The organism is Lacibacter sp. (assembly GCF_057361365.1).
On the sequence record NZ_JBMQSG010000022.1, the window covers coordinates 350,762 to 371,073 of the forward strand.

The following is a 20,312-nucleotide window of genomic DNA, read 5'->3' on the forward strand; positions in this document are numbered from 1 at the left end:
CTTCCTTTGCCTTTGAGTAAGCCTGTAAGGATGATAATTACGAAAGTCGTTAAGTGGCACCGAGGTTTATACAGTTGGTTTTGGTTGTTTAAAAATCGGAACAGTGCTGCAGGGTTCTCCGTACATAATGCTTTTCGCTATAGGTCTTAATTTATTCGTGATCTCCAGGTAAGCCGCTTCAGGTATTGGTTCGTCACCACATCCCTTTACTACTACACGTTGATCTTTATAAACAGTTGTATCAAGCGTTGCAATTGCTTCCATCAGTTTTTTCTTCTTCCATTCTTCTGCCGATCCCAAAAACAACTCCCTTGCTACAGGTTGTAATAACGATGCTACCAGCATATAAGCCCACATGGGAATAATGGCATCGGCACTGCAACTGATCAATACAACTTTATCTTTATACGCACTTGTATCTGTTTGCTGAAGGGAGGCCCTGAATTCTTTTTCTTTGATGATCAGGCCCATGAAGAGGAAATCTTTCAGATCGAATAACACAGGCTCTTCCTTCGGTATCCAGGCTTCCAGGTCAATGGTTTGCAATGCACTTTCAGCTACTTTATTTACTATCACTTCGCTCATATCACTTAATTGAGATAGTAAATTTACTCCAAATATGCAATTTCCTTTTTTACCATTTCAGGGTATCGTATTTTTTCATGGTTACACTCGTAAAACTACTGTGCATAAAAATGGGCATAACTATCGTTATGCCCATCGACCTATTTGAATCCGTTGACTATTAATAGAATTTAATTCTCCTGTCTTTTACTTTAGCTGCCTTGCGCAAAGCTTGTAATGCCGCATTTGCTGCGTTTTGTTTTAAGCCGGCTTCCATTTGTAAACGACGATCGTTATAAGCGGCGTTGCCGGCTGGCTGTAAACCTACATTTTCAGTACGAATTACAAACACCGCTGTGCTACCAGCGATTGGTTCGCTGCTTTTTCCTTTTACAGCAGGGTTAAAGGCTGCGCCAGTCACTTTTGGCTCCATACCTACTCCCGGAATAAACGGAGAGAAAAATGAAATACTATCGGCACGTAACACATTTGTCTTAAAGCTTGTTGCAATCTGGTTCAGATCACGGTTGTTACCGATCTGTCCAATAATTTGCGCAGCTTTCTTTTGATTGCGTACAATACTTTCAACCTGGATGCGTGCAGTTTTTGCATCAGGCGTACCTTCTTCTTTTTCTTCAGCAATTAATGCTACCACCACTTTATCACCAAGTGTTGTTGGTTCTGATACATTCCCTACTTTATTTTCATATACCCATTTTACGAGGTTGCGTGCACCACCTAATCCGATAATTGAATAGTCAGTAGGACGAACTTCCGCAACACGTGGTACTAATTTCTTTTTTGTAATTGCTTCGTCAAACTGATTTGCATTACGAGCTTCCGATGCAAACTGTGCAGCAGCAGTGCTAGCAGTGCTGATGGTTTCATCACTTGGTTGAATTGCACGTGAGAAATAAGCAATTTTATATGCAGGCTCAATTTTCTTTTGCTCAAGAATTTCAACAAGGTGATAACCAAAACTTGTCTTCACCACTTTTCTTTCACCTGGCTTACCATCAAGCATAATGAATTGTGCAAACTCTTTTGCAAAAGTCGTAGGATCTTGAATTTGCATTGAAGCAAAAGTCATTTCACCATTGTTTTGGCGACTACCGTCAGATAACGGATTATACTTCTGAACCAATTCACCCCAATTTGCTCCGCCGCTTACAGCATTTTTAATACTATCAATCAATTTAGATGCAGCGCTATCGGTTCTGATTGCCTGGCCTGTTTGCTGATCCATTACCCCAACAAGAATGTGACGACATTTAATTGAATCAGGCAGATCACGCTTTGCAATCATTTTTGCAAGCACATAATTATTACCATCTTGGTACGGTCCAAATACGCCACCTACAGGAAGGTTACGGATAGAATCAGCATTGGGAACCTGTAATGCAGATTTCAAAATATAACCATCGAAATAAGCAGTAGCCGAACTGTTTGCCACTACAAATTGCGCAGGATCGGTTGATGTAGCAAAAGCCGATTGCTGTTTATTTACTTCCGTTAAAGCAAAATTTGAATCAGCAGTGCTGGGAGCAGCATCAAAAATTACATAAGAGATAGAACGGCTTTCTTCCTGCTTAAATTCATTTTTATGTTTACGTACATACGTATTAATATCTTCATCAGTAACTTTTACTGCACTATCACTGATGGTTGTATAAGGAACAGAAACATAACTGATAGATGCAATACTGCTCTGATCGTTAAGATCTTTATCACTTAACCATTTTGGATAAAATACACTGCCTCCTAAAAGAGCACCATATTTTGTGCGCAATCCATTTTGTACAATATAATCGATGATGTTCTTCTCAACATATACACGTTGAGGATCGTTTGCTTTCTTACTCTTTAATGAATTGATAAACTGGCGTGCAGCATTTGCATCATAAGCACCTGTTTGCTGATCCCGGAATTGCTGAGCCAATGCAGGCGGAGGATTACTTCCGTACAATGCTTCATTCATATCCGCAGAAGAAAACGTTAATCCTAATTTTTCATATTCAGCAGTAAGAATGGTTTCTTCAATTTCATTACTCCATAACATTTCAATGAGTTGCTGACGCATTTCATCATTTACATCCATTCCTTGTGCACGGTATGCATTTTCCATTTCTGTTAAACGATCGCTGAAAACATTTACATCAATATCTTTCCCGTTAACAGAACCAATAGATGTAGGTTGCGATCCGGCACCACTTCCACGGCCGGCAAAGTAGTCAGTTAGAATAAATCCGATAAGGCTCAAAGCAATCACAGCAATACTCACGGCTGCATACTTTTCACGAATCTGCTGAATAATGGACATAATTATATATTGTACGTTATAAAAGTGAGCGGCAAAAATAGGGGAAAAAGAGGTTTGAACAAATTGTGGAAAACTCCCGTAAACAACACAGGACAAGGGTTTTAGCAAAATGACGTGCTGTTTTCGAAAAACCTCATTTCTGTAATCCCCAATGGGCTGTTGATAAACGCTTCACCCTGTGGATTTCATCGAAGTTAAACGGGGATAAGTTCGTGTATGTTTCGTTAGCAGAAATGAAAATGGAAGGGTGGCTTGCTGACTACGTTAAAAACCTCCTCTTTATCCTCGTTCCGTTAACAGCAAATTTCTATGAAACAGGATAGTGAGTTGTACAAGGGTTTTTGAATCCCCAAATGTGTATAAACCAGCTCAATCCTTATTGCTGCTTACTTTCCCACTGTGAATGAGTTGGGAATAACTGTGAATAAACCAGGCTTCGTTAAATTTGCAAAAGAAAATCACCTGTAGATATCCACGAATTCACATACATAATAGTAATAGATTATTAAATAAATAAGTATCTATTAAGACATATTACGGTAAAACAGCTAACTTTTTTTATCCTAGTTTCGATTCAAATTTAAACAAAGCCAGATGAACACAATGCTTGTAACTGATCCAAAGATAAACGTTGAAAAAAATGGATTTTTAAATATTGAGGTAGATCCGGAATTAGATTTGTTCGCCGAAATTGAGCGCCTCAAAAAAGAAAAAAATGCCATCATCCTCGCCCACTACTACCAGGAACCGGATATCCAGGATGTTGCAGATTATATCGGCGATAGCCTTGGTCTTGCGCAAAAGGCGGAAAAAACAGATGCTGATATGATCGTTTTTGCCGGTGTGCATTTCATGGCCGAAACGGCAAAGATTCTGAACCCCAGTAAAAAAGTGGTGATCCCTGATCTGAAAGCAGGTTGTTCGCTGAGCGATAGCTGCCCTCCGCCTTTGTTTGATCAATTCAAGCAAAAACATCCTGATCATCTCGTGATTTCCTACATTAACTGCAGTGCAGGCATTAAAGCATTGAGCGATATTATTTGCACCAGCAGTAATGCACAAAAAATTGTGGAAAGTCTACCAAAAGAACAAAAGATCATTTTTGCGCCCGATAGAAATCTCGGAGCTTATATCAACAAAGTGACAGGCCGTAATATGGTGCTGTGGAATGGAGCATGCATGGTGCATGAAATATTCAGCGTTGAAAAAATCACCAAACTAAAACTCCGGCACCCAAATGCAAAAATTATTGCACATCCTGAGTGTGAAGAACCCGTTTTAAGAATGGCCGACTATATTGGCAGTACAACCCAGTTACTCAGCTTTACGGGCAAGGACAGCAGCCAGGAATTTATTGTGGCAACTGAAACAGGCATCCTGCACCAGATGATCAAGAATAATCCCCACAAAACCTTTATTCCGGCTCCTCCTGATAATTCCTGTGCATGTAATGATTGTCCGCACATGAAGCGGAATACACTCGAAAAAGTTTACTTGTGTATGGAATATGAAATACCTGAAATTACAATGGATGAAGAATTGAGATTAGCAGCGAAGAAACCAATTGACAAAATGCTGGAATTGAGTGCGCAGTTTGGTTTGATACAAAAGGACTAAAATAAAAAAGGGGCCAGATAGAAATCCTGCCCCGTTTTAAAATCCAATATCCTATGAAAAACCGAGTGTAAGATAAACACGTTTTCGAGAAAGCGAAAGACTTTTGCTTATTTTTTTTAAACAATAGCTGTTTTTGCTTATAAAAGCTGTTTTGCCTTCTCTAAATCGGCCGGAGTGTCGATGGAAACGCCAACAGGCTCAGTTACAGACATCCGAATGCGATAGCCATTTTCTAAAAGACGGAGCTGTTCAAGTTTTTCAGTTTGTTCAAGTTGCGAAGCAGGGAGAACTGTAAACTTCAACAAAATATCTTTCCTGTAACCATACATACCGATATGCTTATAGTAGACCACGTCGGTTGAATTATCTCTTTTGTAAGGAATAACGCTGCGGCTGAAGTAAAGTGCATCCATCTGGCTGTTCACCACCACCTTCACACAATTAGGATCGTTGATCTGTTGTTCTTCAGCGATGATATGCATTAGTGATCCAACCTGTACAGAATTATCCTGGAAGATGTTGCATAATTTTTCGAGTGAAGCTCTTTGCACAAATGGTTCATCGCCCTGCACATTGATCACTACATCCACATTTAATTCCTTAACGGCTTCTGCAATACGGTCGGTTCCGCTTTCATGTTCTTTATTACTCATGACCACTTTACCTCCGTTCGATTGAATCTCATGGAAAATAATATCACTATCGGTTACAACTATCACATCCGTAAACAAACCGGTTGCTACTGTATTTTCATACGTGTGACGAATAACCGTTTTATCACCCAGCATCTGCATCAGCTTGGCAGGAAATCGTGTGGCCGCATAACGGGCAGGTATAACAGCAATAATGCGCATGGAACAAATGTAAACGAACTTCAAACAATGCTGCCTAAATGAAATGAATTAATACATTTGTTGAGCAAATTTTTAAACCCCCGGCCATGCGTTTTCTCAGAATTACAGCTATTTTATTTTCTACAGTTGTTTTACTATCCACAACAAACAAAAAACCAAAATGGGTTTCGTTGTTTGATGGAAAAACACTCAATGGATGGAAAGTTGGAGCCAATGCTGAAACATTTAAAGTTGAAGACGGAGCAATTGTGGTAAATGGAAAAGTGGCCCATTTGTTTTATGATGGAAAAGCAGGAAACCACGACTTTAAAAATTTTGAATTAAAGCTTGACATCATGACTATGCCCGGATCTAACTCCGGTGTATATATTCACACACAATACCAGGAAAGTTCATGGCCAAAGAAGGGTTATGAAGTGCAGGTGAACAATTCACAAAGCGACTGGCGACGCACAGGTGGTTTATATGCCATACAGGATATAAAAGAACCACCCGCAAAAGACAACGAATGGTTTACGCTGCACATTGTTGTGAAAGACAAGAACATCAACATTTCAGTGAACGATAAACAACTTGTTGATTATACAGAACCAGAGAATGCAGTACGAGAAAAAGGGATGGAAGGCCGTTTACTCAGTAGTGGCACTATCGCTTTACAAGGTCACGATCCTAAAAGCAAAGTATTGTATAAAAATATTAAGCTGAAAGTGCTAGACTAATTACTCTTCGTAAAATTCAATCGGTAAACCGTCAGGATCGGCAATAAACGTAAATCGTTTGTTGGTAAATTCATCAACACGAATTGGTTCAGCTTCTACATTGTGTTGTTCCAAATGTTTTAATACTGGTTCAAGATCATTTACTGCAAATGCTAAATGACGTAAACCTTGCGCTTCCGGTCTTGATGGCCGGGCCGGCGGTGATGGAAATGAGAACAACTCAATGATATATTCGCCATTTAAAGCAAGATCGAGCTTATAAGAATCTCTTTCCTTGCGATACACTTCACGTATAATTGTGAGTGGAAGAACTTCGGTATAAAATTTTTTCGAGCGTTCATAGTCCGAACAAATGATGGCAATATGATGAACCCGTTTGATCATTATTTAATAAGTTATAATTTGATCTTGATACCGCCATTTACAACAAACCCATCAACAGGTGCATAAATATCACGGAAGGTTGGGTTGTTGATGGAACCGGTATAGATCGTGTCAAATTTTGTTTGTCTTGTATTTAAGAGGTTTTCGAAATTGATAAAGACGGAAAAACGTTCCCAAAGTTTTTCTGCCATAAAACCACAGATCCAGTAAGGCTTACCAGTGGCACCATCATTCAATAGCTGTTTGCTGAAATAATAAGCTTCTAAACCCAGCTTTAATTTTTCTTCGATCTCGTACATCAATACATTATTCAACCTATGTTTTGCAACCAAAGGAAATGTCGTACTGTTTCCGTTATATCGTTGCTGCACATCAGCCAATGTATAACCTACGAACAATTTAAAATCGGCATACGATATTTTCACATTTGCTTCGATTCCCTTTGTATCAATAAAACCATTGGGTTGTTGAAAACGATAGACACTATTCACATCACGAACAAGCACCAACGGGTTATTTACTTTGGTGTAAAAGAAAAGTGTGTTGACAGATAATTCAACTTCTTCACCAAGTTTTGTTTTGTAATTGAGATCAAGATTACCGCCAATCGATTCTTCAGCTTTTGTATTTGCCACATCAATAGGCATTACATTACGAAAATGGATACGCTCAGCATCTTCAGTAAACACTGTGGGCGTTTTGTAACCAAGACCGCCACCAACACGCAGGGAGAATTGTGGAGTGAATTTAAACAACGCAGAAATTCTTGGCAATGCAAAAAAACCATATTGATTTTGATAATCTCCACGCAAACCTGTTTCCAAAATAAATTGTTCGGTTGCGTTCCATGTGTTTTGCACAAACAAGCCAACAGTAGTGTGTGCATAATTTACTTTAGAACCAGCTGCAGGTTTATTTTGTGTAAACTGATCGGTCCACAAATTCATACCGGTGATCCACTCCAGTTTTTCATTTTCATGACGATAACTTGCTTCGCTGAAAGATGCAGTTTGTAAACCGGCAAACTGAAACCCAGGAACCGCAATACTGCGATCGTAAAAACTTACACTGTTCTTTAATGAAAATTTCGATTGCGGATTGATGTTGTAATCATAACCAGCCTGGGTGCTGATACGTATTGTTTTATTTTCTTCGAAATAAAGATTGCTGTTTGCGGCAGGGTCTTTTATATAATTCAGATCACCACCGATCCTGTCTTCAATGGTTCCATTTACACCTAAATGAAGCGTGCTGCGTTCATTTAAATAGAAAAACAATTTAGGATTGATTGTATATCGTCTGAATTTTGGAATGGCTGTTAAACCAATGTCAGCAGGATCATAAGCCGTTCCTAAATTGAATGAAGCAAACAAAGTGGTACCAACTTTCTTAAACTTCTGCGAATAGAAACCACTTGCATCTAAACCCAGTGCAGAAGTTCCGTTTAATAAAAAGTTGAGCTGACGTTCTTCACCGGGTGTTCTTGAAACAAGATTCACCAAACCTGCAATAGCACCGCCTCCATACAAAGTAGAGGATGCGCCTTTGATCACTTCCACTTGCTTCAGATCAAGCGGAACAATTTGTAATAGACCAAGTCCGCCTGAAAAACCGGAGTACAACGGAAAACCATCACGCAGCAATTGCGTGTACTTTCCATCAAGACCTTGTATGCGTATGCTGGAGTTATAAGATGTAGCAGAAGTTTGCTGTGTTTGTATACCGGTGCTTTCATTCAGCATCATGCGAATATCACCCGGCTTCATATTTCCTTTTTCTTCAAGCTCTTCACCGGAGATGGTTTCAATACGAGTGGGAATATTAGCAATATACCTGCTGGTTCTGGTGGAAGTGATGATGATCTCTTCTTCCTCTTCATGATCCTTTTCTTCAAGTACAACAATAAGTATATTATCACCACTCATCGGCAACTGAACAGAAACGGTTTTGCTTTCATAACCTACATGCGAAAACATTACTTCATAAACAGCAGCAGGAAGATTTTTTATTAATACCACGCCATTACTATCTGCAACAGCAGACTTGTTCAATTGCTTAATAATCGCTGTTGCTGCTGCAAGTGGCTGATCACTTTCATTTTTTACCAGCGCTTTTAAATTATGCTGGGCATTAACGGAGAAAGACGACAACAAAAGAATAGAAAGGAAGAAAAGCAATCTGAAGACTTGCATAAAGTTGATGAAAATTTGCTGCGAAGATAAGGTGCAGTAAAGTAAGCGGCGAAATGCAGGGAATAAGTAGTAATTAGATAAAAAATGTCGAATGAATAAAATTGGATTGTACTAACAACAATACAAAAAGTATAACGTTAAATTATTGGTTTTCAATTCGGAAATTTTAAACAGTCAGCATCTTATATCATATATATTTGTGTTGTGTGTAACCATAACCTTCAATGCAAGTACTCTACATAATTTTTACAATCTTAATAATCATTGTCCTAATTCGACTGCTATTCCGAAAAGTATTTGACTTGCCAACTTATTCAGGTAAACTCTTGACAGATAATTCAACTGTTGACAACCTAATGCCAGAAGAATCTTTTTGTCAGATAGTAAAAATGACAAAGGATAAGAGTAAGAATAATTATCAAATCCAATGTCAATTGCTGACAGACTATCTAAGTGGTTTAAGTGGAAAGGAAATTATTCAGTTTGACAGAACCTTTACTTTACTTATGGCAAAGTCATACAGTTTTAGATTGTGGGAACCAGCTTACTCCCTAAACGGCGGTTGTTCTGACGATGCTTTTGAATATTTTCGTTCGTGGCTAATTGCACAAGGGAAGAACAAATTTTATTGGACAATTAAATATCCTAGACTGTTGCTATTTGTTGGTGTGAAAGAATTAATTGAAAACTATGAAGGCATTGCTTATTGTGCTTACGAAGCATATCACCAAAAAACTGGACTTGAGATTCCCCAAAGACAAGACATTGAATATGCAGATGGTGGACAAATGTTTAAGGAAGGTGAAGCATTCCTTCGGTATCCAGAACTTGCATTATTAGCTTGGTGACAAATGGCTACATACAACATTGGGTTTTATGCAAGTTGGGCATGACCTGCAAACATCAGCCAATTGAAAATCCAGGCTGTGGTTCGGGCAGGACGAATAAAACTCAACTTTATATTTTCTATCAGCAGCGGTTGTCGGCGGACGGAAAACTAATTCCCAACCTGCATAAAGCCCTGCCCGTTGTGCGTAATATTTGCTCAATGCTTCGACCATTCTTTACAATTTTAATTTTCATTATTTATTTATCGGTTGGTGTCCTCACCAACCGAAATTGACAACACTAATCACAGTACATTGCTTACGATACACACCAACACCAAAAACAAAAACGCCTGCCACTCGGCAGGCGTTTCTTAATAATTGAAATAATTAGTTCTTTGGTTTCACAGGAGTTGAATAAGCCGGTGGCTTTATCTCCATCGCCGGCAGTTTCTTCAACTGCTCCATCAATTCTTTTACAGCACGCTCGAGTTGCGGATCACGACCATCCTGTAATGCTTTTGCATCCTGTCGCACTTCAATATCCGGTGGCACACCTTCATTTTCTGCTACCCACTTTCTGTTGATGGGATCGAACACTGCATTATCCGGCGCCGTTAGAGCGCCACCATCTACCAATGAATAATGCACGGATGATTTCACCAATCCACCCCAGGTGCGTGCACCAATGAGCAAACCTGCTTTCTGCTGACGGAATACCCATGGGAAGAAATCACCACCTGAACCAGCCTGTTCATTGATCAACAAAACTTTGGGACCAAGAATACCCGCTGGTAATTTCATGGGCTTGCCATTCGGCACTTCGTTGGTGAGTGATGCACGGATTGTACGTGTCATCAAATCAACCATATAATCATCTAACAAGCCACCGCCGTTAAAACGCTCATCTATCACTGCACCCAGTTTATCCTGCTGTGCAAAATAGTAACGGTTGAAACTGACAAAGCCGCCACCACCGGTGTTAGGCACCCACACATAAGCAAGTTTACCACCCGATAAACTATCTACTAACCTGCGGTTATCCTCTACCCACACACGTTGACGCAATGCATTTTCATTACGCAATGGTTTTACAATTTCTTTCCAGCTACCTTCAAACGTTGGTTTATTGTTGATGTGTAATAACGTTTGCACATCGGCTGTTCCATCCAACATTTTATAAGGATCATCGTTTGCTGTTAACTCTTTTCCATTGATACCAACGAGGTAATGACCGTTTTGAATATTTATTCCCGGACGATCAAGCGGACTGCTTAAGCCGGGGTTCCAGCTTTCAGTAGTATGGATGCGTGCAATTTTCCAACGACCGTTTTCAGCAACAAGATCGGCGCCTAGTAATCCAACACTTGGAGCATCCACTTCAGGAAAATCACCACCAAAAACAAAACTATGTCCCACACTCAATTCGCCATTTACCTGGTCGAGAATGTAAGTAAGATCTGCCCTGTGTTTGATGTAAGGAATAAGTGGAGCATAACGTTGATACACTTCATTCCAGTTGCGACCATGCATATTGGGATCGTAGAAATAATCACGCTCATAACGCCACGCTTCTTCAAACATTTGTTTCCATTCTTCACCACGATCCAGTTGCATGCGCAGATCGGTCTTTAAATTTTTTCCGTCGTTTCCATTTGGTCCACCTGTGTTGATCACTTTCCAGGTACCCATTACACTTGCCAGCATTTTCTTTCCATCATTAGAAACAGAAACGCCGTTAGCGCCGGTTAAAAACTCCTTCGCTTCTTTTGATTCCAATGTAAACTTGTGCAATACAGAAGGGCGGTTAGCGATGCGCTCATTGATGAAAACAGTACCTGCAGGTCCTGCAATCACATCAAAGTAATTTCGTTTGGGAATGGGCAATGGAATAGTACGACGATCGATTCCATCAAAATCAATTACTACTCCTTTATCATCTTTTGGTTTCTCGGTTGCTGGTTTCGTTTCTTCCTTCGGTTTCTCTTTTCCGTTTTCTTCCGGTTTTGCTTCTGTTTTTACTTCCGGTTTTGGCTCGGGCTTCACTTCTTCTTCATCACTTGTTGGTTTAAAGGGTGATTGATCGCTCTTACGCAAATTGATCACATAGGCTTCGTATTCTGGTCGTGCATTTTGAGAACTGGTATTGGCCCAACCACTACCTAATGCCACTTCTGTACTTGCAAGAAAATAAAGATGTTTGTTGTCTTTATCCCACGCCGGGCAAAACGCATCTGCAAAATTATTGGTGAGTAATTTTATGGTTTTGTTTTTTACATTATACACGCTGATGTTCCGCAACATATTGCTGCTGGTTTTGCAGTAAGCAAGCCATTGCCCATCAGGGCTCCATGTTAATCCCATTCCGCCACGTTCAAGGTTCATACCACCAACGTCGGCGGTTGTAACAGTACCGGTAGCAAGTTCTATTATACGAACCCGTACATCATCATCTGCAAATGCAATGAACTTTCCATCAGGACTCCAGGTTGGTTCCCATGCCATTTTTGATTCACCAATGGAAATGCTGCGGTTTTTGCCCATGCCATCCTGTGATGTAATGATTAATGCATAGCCTTTTCCTCCCGCATCTGAAAACCACGCCAGTTCGTTGCCCAATGGTGACCAGAGAGGAACACGATCAGCAGTACCAGAGCTTTGTGTGATGTTTCGTACATCACCATTTTCCGCAGGTGCTGTAAAAATTTCACCTCTTGCTTCTACAATTGCACGCTTGCCGGTTGGTGAAAGCGAAGCCCATGAAATTCGGCGACCCACATTTTCCCAACGAGGCGTTGCCCATGGAAAGTCGCCGACAACAGTTATATCGATCTGTTTATTATTACTGCCGTTTAGATCCATGCGGTGCAACCAGCCCTCTCGTTCATACACTAACGTAGAGCCATAGCCGCTTAACCATTTTACATCGGCACCAGTAAACTTAGTCAACTGTGCAAGTGTGCCTGCTCCCGGGGTATAACTCCAGATATTTGAAACGCCGCCATTGCGATCGCTCATGAAATAAATTTTATCGCCAAGCCACAAAGGTTGCAGATCGGTACTGCGTTCGTTGGGCAATAGTGTTTCACTGAAATCAGTAAGGTTGAGAATTATGAGTGGCGTGTTTTGTCCACCACGATAGGCCCGCCATTCTACATCCCAGCGATCCATTTTATCGATGACCATACGTTTTCCATCTGCTGAATAACTACCATCGAAACCCCATTGTTTAGCCAGCAATGTTGATGGTCCGCCTGCAACAGGCACACTCCATAAACGCATATAGGAAGTTGGTGCTGTTTCCCGTTCGGATGAATATAATACCTGTTTACCGTCGTTGCTCCAGCCACGTGCAGCTGAAGCTGATGGGTGCCATGTAAGTCTTGTTGCTTCACCACCTTTGGCTGATACCGTGTACACCGCCTGGCTTCCGCTGCGGTTGCTTGTAAAGGCAATCCATTTTCCATCGGGAGAAAAATGCGGATCGGTTTCTACTGCAGGCGTGCTGGTTAAACGTAATACATTCTGGCCGTTGAGATCGGCCACCCACAGATCAGCGCCGTAGATAAATGCAATTTGTGTGGCACTAACTGCTGGCTGACGTAAGAGCCGGGTGCTTTGTGCATGAAGTGTTTGTACCGATAGTAACAACACGCATACGAAGAGTGTAAAGCGTTGTTGTTTTACCAACGCAACACTGCTTTTGGATTTCAAGTAAATCATGAAATGAAATTTGATGTGAATTGAAGAGACGGTAATAAATATAAGTGCAAAAAATCGTGAAAGCAAATAAGACTAAGCAATAAAAAAGGAAGTACAGTTTTGTACTTCCTTCGTGTTTTTGCGTCTTCGTGGCAAAATTTCTAACTGAACAAATACTCCACATCTTCCCTGCTCAGGCTCTTCACAAATCCATTATCATCGGCAATCAAATCACGGGCAAGAGAACGCTTGCGTTCCTGCAGTTGTAATATCTTATCTTCAATGGTATCCTTACAGATCATTCGATATGCAAAGATGTTATTGGTTTGACCAATACGGTGTGTACGATCAATAGCTTGTTGTTCTACAGCAGGGTTCCACCACGGATCAACAATGTACACATAGTCAGCGGCAGTTAAGTTCAAACCCACACCACCGGCTTTTAATGAAATAAGGAATACTCTTGTCTCTTCATTGTTCTGGAAATCCTGTACTGCTTTTTCACGATCAGCAGCTGATGTACTACCATCAAAATACACAAACGGAATATTCAACTCTTCGAGTTTTTCTTTGATCAATGCAAGCATACCAAGGAACTGTGAGAACACCAAAGCTTTGTGGTTACCCATGTTCTCTTCAAGCTCACGTACCAACTCATCAAGTTTAATTGAATGATTCGGCAACTTCTCTGCTTCATTTAAAATGAATGGAGAATCACAGATCTGTCTCAACTTCATCAACCCTTGTAAGATGGTTAATTGCGATTGACCAATACCCACCTCTTCAATGGTGCCAAGAATTTTTGAACGGTATTCGTTTCTGTATGCATCATAAATTTTGCGTTGCTCAGTTTCCATTTCGCAATACAAAATGCTTTCTGTTTTTTCCGGAAGATCTTTTGCTACCTGTTCTTTTGTACGGCGGAGAATAAACGGAAACAACAACTTGCGTAAATGATCTTTCTGTTCCTTCTCACCAAACTTATCAATAGGTGTTGCAAAATCGTTACGGAAATGTTCAACCGTACCGAGCATACCCGGGTTGAGGAAGTTCATTTGAGCATAAATATCAAACGTGTTATTCTGCAACGGCGTACCACTCATACACAAACGATGTCTGCTTTTCAGCAAGCATGCTGCCTTTGCAACTTTACTATTCGGGTTTTTGATGGCCTGGCTTTCATCGAGCACTACGCAATCAAAAGCCTGTTCACTTAATAATTTAATATCGCTTCGGAGTGTACCATAAGTTGTGATCACTACATTGAACTGATCAAAAAATGCTTTATCCCGGTTGCGTTGTGCACCGTGGTGGATATGATAGGTGAGTGTTGGTGTAAACTTTTTGATCTCATTTTCCCAGTTATACATCAGCGTTGTGGGACAAGCCACCAATGCTTTCAGTTTTCCATTTTTTGTATGCGTATGTTGTAAAAATGAAAGTGCCTGTATTGTTTTACCCAAACCCATATCATCAGCAAGTATTCCGCCCCAGCCAACTTCACTTAAAAAGTTGAGCCAGTGAAAACCACTTTCCTGGTAAGGACGAAGAATAGGTTGCAGGTGTGCAGGCGGATCAACTTTTTGAATATGCTTGAATTCACGCAGCCGCTCATACTTTTCTTCGAGCTGAATCATTAACTCTTCTTCATTCCTGTTTTCATATAGTTCATCGATAACACTGATATGATATTTTGATAAACGAAGCTGATCTTGTTTGTTTTCCCCAACACGGAAAAGCATGGAGTAACGCTTGATCCATTCTTCGGGCAACACACCCAATGTTCCATCCTGCAATTGCACAAGTGATTGTTTATTGGCCAATGCTTTTTTCACTTCTGCAATGCTTACACTCTGATCGCCAAATACCACTTTCACTTTCGCATCAAACCAATCAACACCATTGCTGATGTAAATTTCAGTTTTTGGTTTCGCTGTATTGAAACGGAAATTCTTCAGTACTTCCCAACCTTCAACCGGTACTTTCATTTCCTTCATGGCATCTACAAACAAAAAGAACCAGTTGTTCTTTAATACTTCGGCGCCTTTCAATGCGAGCTGTGCACCACCTTCGGGTTTTATAAATTGAGAATGAAGTTTCTCAACCTTTTCAATAAACTCATTTTCTTTTTCACGGTTGCGGCTTACAATAATCAATCCTTCATCACCGGGAAGAATAATTTCATCTTTATCGGTCGGTCTTACTTTATATCCTTTGTAGCTGAATGTTGGCAGCATCACCAAATAATCACCACGTTCCTGCAATTGCAACGTAATATCAGGCTCTCCCGATTTTACTTCTTTGATCAATGCCTGGTCGAACTCCACATGATAATCACGTGCAATTTTCAAGGCTTCTTTTTCAAGAAACGTAGAAAGATCACCGTTGCTGATCAACCTGTTTTTGTTTGATGCAAAATCAATCACCAATTGTGCATCTTCCTGTTTCTCCCATGTGCGTGCTTCGTTATTGAATAGAAAAATGAGCGGACTGTTCCAGTCATTTTCATGCACATCCATTGCCACACTGTTGATCTTCACTTTGCAACTCCACTCCCATTTATTCTTTTGTTGCTTTAATTCAAAGAATGGTTTCAGGAATGTGCCTGTGGTGGAAATGGGAACAAGATTTTTTGTTTTGAATTCTTTTCCTTTCGGTAACAACAACACCGGAGAATTTGTTTCTGCAAATAACTTTTGAATGCGGGGTAATAAATACTCCAGCATTAATGTTTTTGTATCTTCAGGAAGATCATCTTCTTCATGATGAATAATGTTTTCCCAAATACCGGAGAAAGGAGAATTGCGATTTACAAATTTGCTGATTTCAGCCGGCTGTAACCTGCGCAGCAATTGTAACAACAGTTTATCATTTTCAGAAAGATCGTCTGTTTCAATAAACTTGCTGACATCTAATTTTTCAACTGTACCAGTGAACTCGGCACCATCATCATCCACTTCGCCTTTCACCACCTCAATACTGAAGTAAGGAAATTGTTTTGTGTTATTGTTGAGCACAACGCCAAGTCGTACGGTTTGTTTTATTTCTTCAGCTGTTTCAACTTCTGTTTCCGCTTCAGTACTTACAGCAACAGCTGCAACAGGTTCTGGTTTTTTTAAAGTAGATGGTTCAACACGTTTTACTGCCGGATCCAGTACACGTAGAAAAGGTTTCCCGTCTTTATAAATGAATTCAAATTTTTCCTGCCAATTGTCGTTCAGGGAATAACCATAAATACCCAACAGTTTTCCTTTTTCTTTATCCATATTCCTGATACTGTCGAAATACATTGGGCCGTGTGCATTCAGGAGTTGAATAAACACAATGGCCTTATGTTCACAAATAGCATGTGCATTTTCGCCACAAGTGCAGGAAGTATCGAAATTACGCTCATCGTTTTTCTGAATAGTAACCGGCCAGGTTTCACCATTCATTTGCAATTCTGCTTTTACACATTCATCTTTTGCGGAGAGAATAGATGCTTTTTTGCTACGTAAAAAAACTTCGGCATCATCTAAAGCAGCAGCTGCTGTGAGTGTACGGATGGTTTTGAGCTCAATATTTTTCATCTTCACCACCGTATGGCGCTGATCGTATTGCAGATCTTTAACCCCAAGGATATTTTTATCGATGAGATCCTGTAGTTGAAACAAAGAAGCCACTTCGTGCCGGCAAATATCACCCAGATTGTACGGGCAGCTGCAACGCACATTCATGGCGTTAGCATCTTTGTACTTCTGTATATACACTTTGTAAAAAGTAGAGTAAGAATCATCACGTACACGAAAAACAACCGTGCCCATAAGTTCATCATGCTCTACCAGTTCAGCAAAACCAATAGCATGAATTTTTTTTCCTCTACGGATCACTTCTTCGGTACCGTGATTATAAGCGAACTTCAACAAATGTGGTAAAGCCAAGCGAATTAATTTACAATTTCAGAATACGATTCAGTTTCGCCTTTCGTGAAAAAACGGGGTCGTTCAGAAAAGGGTAATCTGCAAAAGTAAAGGCTTTAAATGCACATTTCCCGTTAAAAAAGGAAAGAAATATCAACAGCAGCCATCTGATTGCTGAACAGGAAAAGCTGCTTATCTTTACAGGTTTTGTTTTTGCGAAACAGGAAACACGAATTATAAAAAAAGAGAAGAAAGAGAGTCGCTGATTAACACGAATACCCCAGACCCATTTGATAGTTGCCTGTTGATTTCTTATCCTTTCATCAACATACCTTCGTTGTACAATGGCAGCACGTTAGCTACATCGGGTGTCATACAAAAACGAATGTCTTCAATTAAACCAAAACGGTCAACCAAACGATGATAATGCGTAAGCTTTGGCGCAAAGCCATGCAGGTCATCTTTTACTTGCTGGTATTGCAATTCTGCAGTAAGTGAGCTATCGCAATGAATAGTGAAGTTGTCTTTAATGCGGCTGATAACTGCACCGGCAAATAATGTATCTTCTAAATTGTAACGGTCTTTCCAGCCGGCACAACCAAGTACCACATTTTTATTTTGTTTGATAAGGAAATCGCACACTGCACTTAGGTTGGGAAACGAACCTGTGATGATTGTATCCGCTTCATTATCCAATGCCATCTGCAACAAACGTGTTCCATTTGTTGTGGTTAGCACCAACGTTCTGTTCTCAATAAAATCACGACCGTATTCAAGAGGCGAATTGCCATGTTGCAAGCCTTCAGCAATTTGTCCATCACGTTCGCCGGCAGCAATGCTTCCCTGGATGTTTTTGCTAAGAGCAATTGCTTTCGCTACTTCATCAACAGGAATTACACATTGTGCTCCATTGTGTAATGCAGAAGCAATGGTGGACGTTGCACGAAATACATCAATGATCACTACTACTGCATTACGCAGTTCATATAGATGTAATAATGCAGGTGAGAGACAGGTATAGAGCGTGGGTTTATTATTTGCCATGGGCGGCAAAAATAAGAAAGAGCAGTGAATGCTGCCCTTTCAGATAAGATTGTTATTTGCGAATGTTTTAATGGCCAAGTACGAGTTTTCCTGAAATTGTTTGATCCGCATCAATAACACGATAACTGTAGTAGCCTTTGCGTAAATAAGAAAAAGAAAACTGTGCTTTACCGTTTGTTACTGTTGTTTTGAAGATGAGCTGTCCCATTGCATCGTACAACAGGAACTGGGCTGTTCTGTTTTGAGATTCTTTATTATATAACGAAAGGTTGTTGCCATCTTCATTGCTCCATACTTTCCATTGTTTACTTTCTTCACCCTTTACAAATACAATAGACGAACTCACCTGGTGATTATCGAGATCCTTTTGAATTAAACGATAGTACCAACCGTAAGGGCCGGCATTGTTATCAGCAAAATTATAGGTCTGTGGTTGAAGTGAAAATTCTTTGCCTTTTATAAAACCAATGCGCTGAAAACTTTGAGTTGTTTCACCACGCTCAACGACAAATCCATCGTTATTTAACTCCTGTATTGTATTCCAATCTAATTGCACCAATCCGCTGTTCATTCGTTTGGCTTTTAACTCGCCGAGCGTGATGGGTAAGGTTACACAACTGCCAGAAGCAACTGTTTGCATTTCAGTACCTGAGTTCGGAGGATTGAAACATGTGGCATCATCACAATAGGAAATTTTATCGGCGCCAGCTGCAATATCATTACTCGACAAGGTTCTTGAAACAGCTCCATTTGCTATAGCATAATGCATCACGCTGCCGGGTGCAATTACATGACCCAAACCGTGTGCATGACCAAGTTCATGAAGCGCCACCGATTCAAAATCAAACTCACTGCCCGAAGGTGAAGTTGCTGCAAAATTCCAGGTAAAGCCGGTAACAGGTACATCACGGAATTGAATATCCATATCTGCAAGCCACCATACAGTATTGGCTTGGTTGCAACCTGCATTTGCGGCCGCACTAAAATTGCTGGTACACACACCCAGTGTACCGGAAGGAAGTGAAGAGCTGAGGTAAACAGCATTAACACCATCGTTAGCGGAAGCGGCTACAGATGTTGTACCACTTGCACGAAAGCCAACGCCTGTGGCACAACGCCAGCTTATCAATGCCCGGTTAAAGGACGCAACAGCATCGGTATTGGCGGCAAAGCTTGTATTGAATTGAAAAGTATAACCACCAATACCATCGAGATTGCGGAGGTAATAACGCTGACGTGTAGCTGAAGCAAAGCCCGAGAAATTATTGTTGATATCGATGTGGCTGTACTGAACATTTAAATTAGAAGAGGATGTGCTGCTGCCATTAATATTAATTGGGCCAGTACCAGCACCTGATGGAACTTTTACCGTAATACTGTTATCGCTCCATGAAATAATATCGCTTGTTTGTGATGAAGAGATGAATGTAGCACCTCCATCATCGGCATTACTGAAGTATACATCGCCTGGTGCTGCTCCAAACCCGCTTCCATTTATGGTAATTTGGTCGCCGGCCACAACAGTTCCCGCTCTTGATGTGCCTGGAGAAAAAGAAGTGATCGCCATTGTTCTGTTGGCAATAGAGGTTACAAGTGCAGGATTATATTTTTTTCCTTCGGGAGTTACTGCATCTGTTTTGCTTATCTGTTTAATGCGGCCGAGTAATTCTGTTTCTGTCATCCTTTCATTCTTCACTGCATCAACAAACAAGTTTTGTTGTTGAATAATTGCACCCTGTGCGCCTGCATATGGTATGGTTTGTAAAGCCTGCGGATTTCTCTTCCTTAATTGATTGCTTTCTTTTTTGCTTGTTGCTGTTTTAAGAAACAAAACATACTGCATGTTCTGTTGTAATTGCAGTGAAGGATAAACAACGGTTGAGCGATTTTGATAAACACCACCTTCAGTAATAACATACACTGTTGGTAATGACCGCTGGTTTTTTAGCCAGGCAATCACCGTTATTTTGTTAATGGTATAAACCTGCATATTGGCTGAATCAATAAAGCTTTCTTTTTCACTCACTACTCCACTGATTACTACATCAGACGATGATACTCTTTCCTGTAAAGAAACAGGCAGCATTAAACACTGCGAAAATACTGGTGAAAAAAAATTAGCGAAGGATAAAGCAATAAGCAATAGGCGCATTCTTGCTGGTTTCATCAGGGATACGATTTATGTTACAA

Annotated in this window: 12 protein-coding genes; 3 read left to right on the plus strand and 9 right to left on the minus strand. The window is 40.4% G+C overall.

The features are described 5' to 3' along the window. Positions 1 to 66: 66 nt before the first annotated feature. Both ACO1QW_RS19865 and ACO1QW_RS19870 read right to left on the minus strand, forming a co-directional pair. On the minus strand, positions 67 to 585 hold the full coding sequence (locus tag ACO1QW_RS19865; protein ID WP_486261131.1) for a DUF2480 family protein: 519 nt from the start codon (positions 583 to 585) through the stop codon (positions 67 to 69). Positions 586 to 745: 160 nt separating this feature from the next. After that, complete coding sequence (locus ACO1QW_RS19870) at positions 746 to 2,884, minus strand: peptidylprolyl isomerase (RefSeq protein WP_486261132.1); 2,139 nt, start codon at positions 2,882 to 2,884, stop codon at positions 746 to 748. Between the two features lie 594 nt (positions 2,885 to 3,478). Here ACO1QW_RS19870 and nadA point away from each other — a divergent pair. Continuing rightward, positions 3,479 to 4,501, plus strand: a complete 1,023-nt coding sequence (nadA, locus tag ACO1QW_RS19875) for a quinolinate synthase NadA (protein ID WP_486261133.1) — start codon at positions 3,479 to 3,481, stop codon at positions 4,499 to 4,501. A 137-nt stretch (positions 4,502 to 4,638) separates the two neighbouring features. Here nadA and kdsB read toward each other — a convergent pair whose 3' ends face one another. Further along, a complete protein-coding gene (gene kdsB / locus ACO1QW_RS19880) occupies positions 4,639 to 5,355 on the minus strand; it encodes a 3-deoxy-manno-octulosonate cytidylyltransferase (protein ID WP_486261134.1) in 717 nt (238 codons plus the stop codon). 86 nt (positions 5,356 to 5,441) lie between these two features. Here kdsB and ACO1QW_RS19885 point away from each other — a divergent pair, with 86 nt between their 5' ends. Beyond that, positions 5,442 to 6,074 (plus strand): 3-keto-disaccharide hydrolase, encoded by a 633-nt coding sequence (locus ACO1QW_RS19885; protein ID WP_486261135.1) that lies wholly within the window; start codon positions 5,442 to 5,444, stop codon positions 6,072 to 6,074. On the opposite strand, the gene gloA2 is transcribed toward ACO1QW_RS19885, so the two are convergent. After that, positions 6,075 to 6,458 (minus strand): SMU1112c/YaeR family gloxylase I-like metalloprotein, encoded by a 384-nt coding sequence (gene gloA2, locus ACO1QW_RS19890; protein ID WP_486261136.1) that lies wholly within the window; start codon positions 6,456 to 6,458, stop codon positions 6,075 to 6,077. It lies immediately after the preceding gene. Positions 6,459 to 6,469: 11 nt separating this feature from the next. Next, positions 6,470 to 8,650, minus strand: a complete 2,181-nt coding sequence (locus ACO1QW_RS19895; protein ID WP_486261137.1) for a TonB-dependent receptor — start codon at positions 8,648 to 8,650, stop codon at positions 6,470 to 6,472. Positions 8,651 to 8,952: 302 nt separating this feature from the next. On the opposite strand from ACO1QW_RS19895, the gene ACO1QW_RS19900 reads away from it, so the two are divergent. Beyond that, positions 8,953 to 9,498, plus strand: a complete 546-nt coding sequence (locus ACO1QW_RS19900; protein ID WP_486261138.1) for a DUF4240 domain-containing protein — start codon at positions 8,953 to 8,955, stop codon at positions 9,496 to 9,498. A 369-nt stretch (positions 9,499 to 9,867) separates the two neighbouring features. Here ACO1QW_RS19900 and ACO1QW_RS19905 read toward each other — a convergent pair whose 3' ends face one another. From ACO1QW_RS19905 to ACO1QW_RS19920, 4 genes are all read right to left on the minus strand, one after another. Further along, positions 9,868 to 13,200, minus strand: coding sequence for a S41 family peptidase (locus ACO1QW_RS19905; RefSeq protein WP_486261139.1), 3,333 nt, complete (start codon positions 13,198 to 13,200; stop codon positions 9,868 to 9,870). 140 nt (positions 13,201 to 13,340) lie between these two features. Beyond that, complete coding sequence (locus tag ACO1QW_RS19910) at positions 13,341 to 17,099, minus strand: DEAD/DEAH box helicase (protein WP_486261140.1); 3,759 nt, start codon at positions 17,097 to 17,099, stop codon at positions 13,341 to 13,343. A gap of 291 nt (positions 17,100 to 17,390) precedes the next feature. Next, on the minus strand, positions 17,391 to 18,122 hold the full coding sequence (locus tag ACO1QW_RS19915) for a 2-phosphosulfolactate phosphatase (protein ID WP_486261141.1): 732 nt from the start codon (positions 18,120 to 18,122) through the stop codon (positions 17,391 to 17,393). 67 nt (positions 18,123 to 18,189) lie between these two features. Beyond that, positions 18,190 to 20,274: a matrixin family metalloprotease gene (locus tag ACO1QW_RS19920; RefSeq protein ID WP_486261142.1), complete on the minus strand. Its 2,085-nt coding sequence runs from the start codon at positions 20,272 to 20,274 to the stop codon at positions 18,190 to 18,192. Between the last annotated feature and the right edge of the window lie 38 nt (positions 20,275 to 20,312).

Excerpts from the sequence above, each read along its gene's own strand:
- ACO1QW_RS19905 (WP_486261139.1), bottom strand. The coding sequence starts at position 13,200 with ATGATTTACTTGAAATCCAAAAGCAGTGTTGCGTTGGTAAAACAACAA.
- ACO1QW_RS19885 (WP_486261135.1), top strand. The coding sequence starts at position 5,442 with ATGCGTTTTCTCAGAATTACAGCTATTTTATTTTCTACAGTTGTTTTA.
- gloA2 (WP_486261136.1), bottom strand. The coding sequence starts at position 6,458 with ATGATCAAACGGGTTCATCATATTGCCATCATTTGTTCGGACTATGAA.
- ACO1QW_RS19895 (WP_486261137.1), bottom strand. The coding sequence starts at position 8,650 with ATGCAAGTCTTCAGATTGCTTTTCTTCCTTTCTATTCTTTTGTTGTCG.
- ACO1QW_RS19915 (WP_486261141.1), bottom strand. The coding sequence starts at position 18,122 with ATGGCAAATAATAAACCCACGCTCTATACCTGTCTCTCACCTGCATTA.
- ACO1QW_RS19870 (WP_486261132.1), bottom strand. The coding sequence starts at position 2,884 with ATGTCCATTATTCAGCAGATTCGTGAAAAGTATGCAGCCGTGAGTATT.
- nadA (WP_486261133.1), top strand. The coding sequence starts at position 3,479 with ATGAACACAATGCTTGTAACTGATCCAAAGATAAACGTTGAAAAAAAT.
- kdsB (WP_486261134.1), bottom strand. The coding sequence starts at position 5,355 with ATGCGCATTATTGCTGTTATACCTGCCCGTTATGCGGCCACACGATTT.
- ACO1QW_RS19865 (WP_486261131.1), bottom strand. The coding sequence starts at position 585 with ATGAGCGAAGTGATAGTAAATAAAGTAGCTGAAAGTGCATTGCAAACC.
- ACO1QW_RS19920 (WP_486261142.1), bottom strand. The coding sequence starts at position 20,274 with ATGCGCCTATTGCTTATTGCTTTATCCTTCGCTAATTTTTTTTCACCA.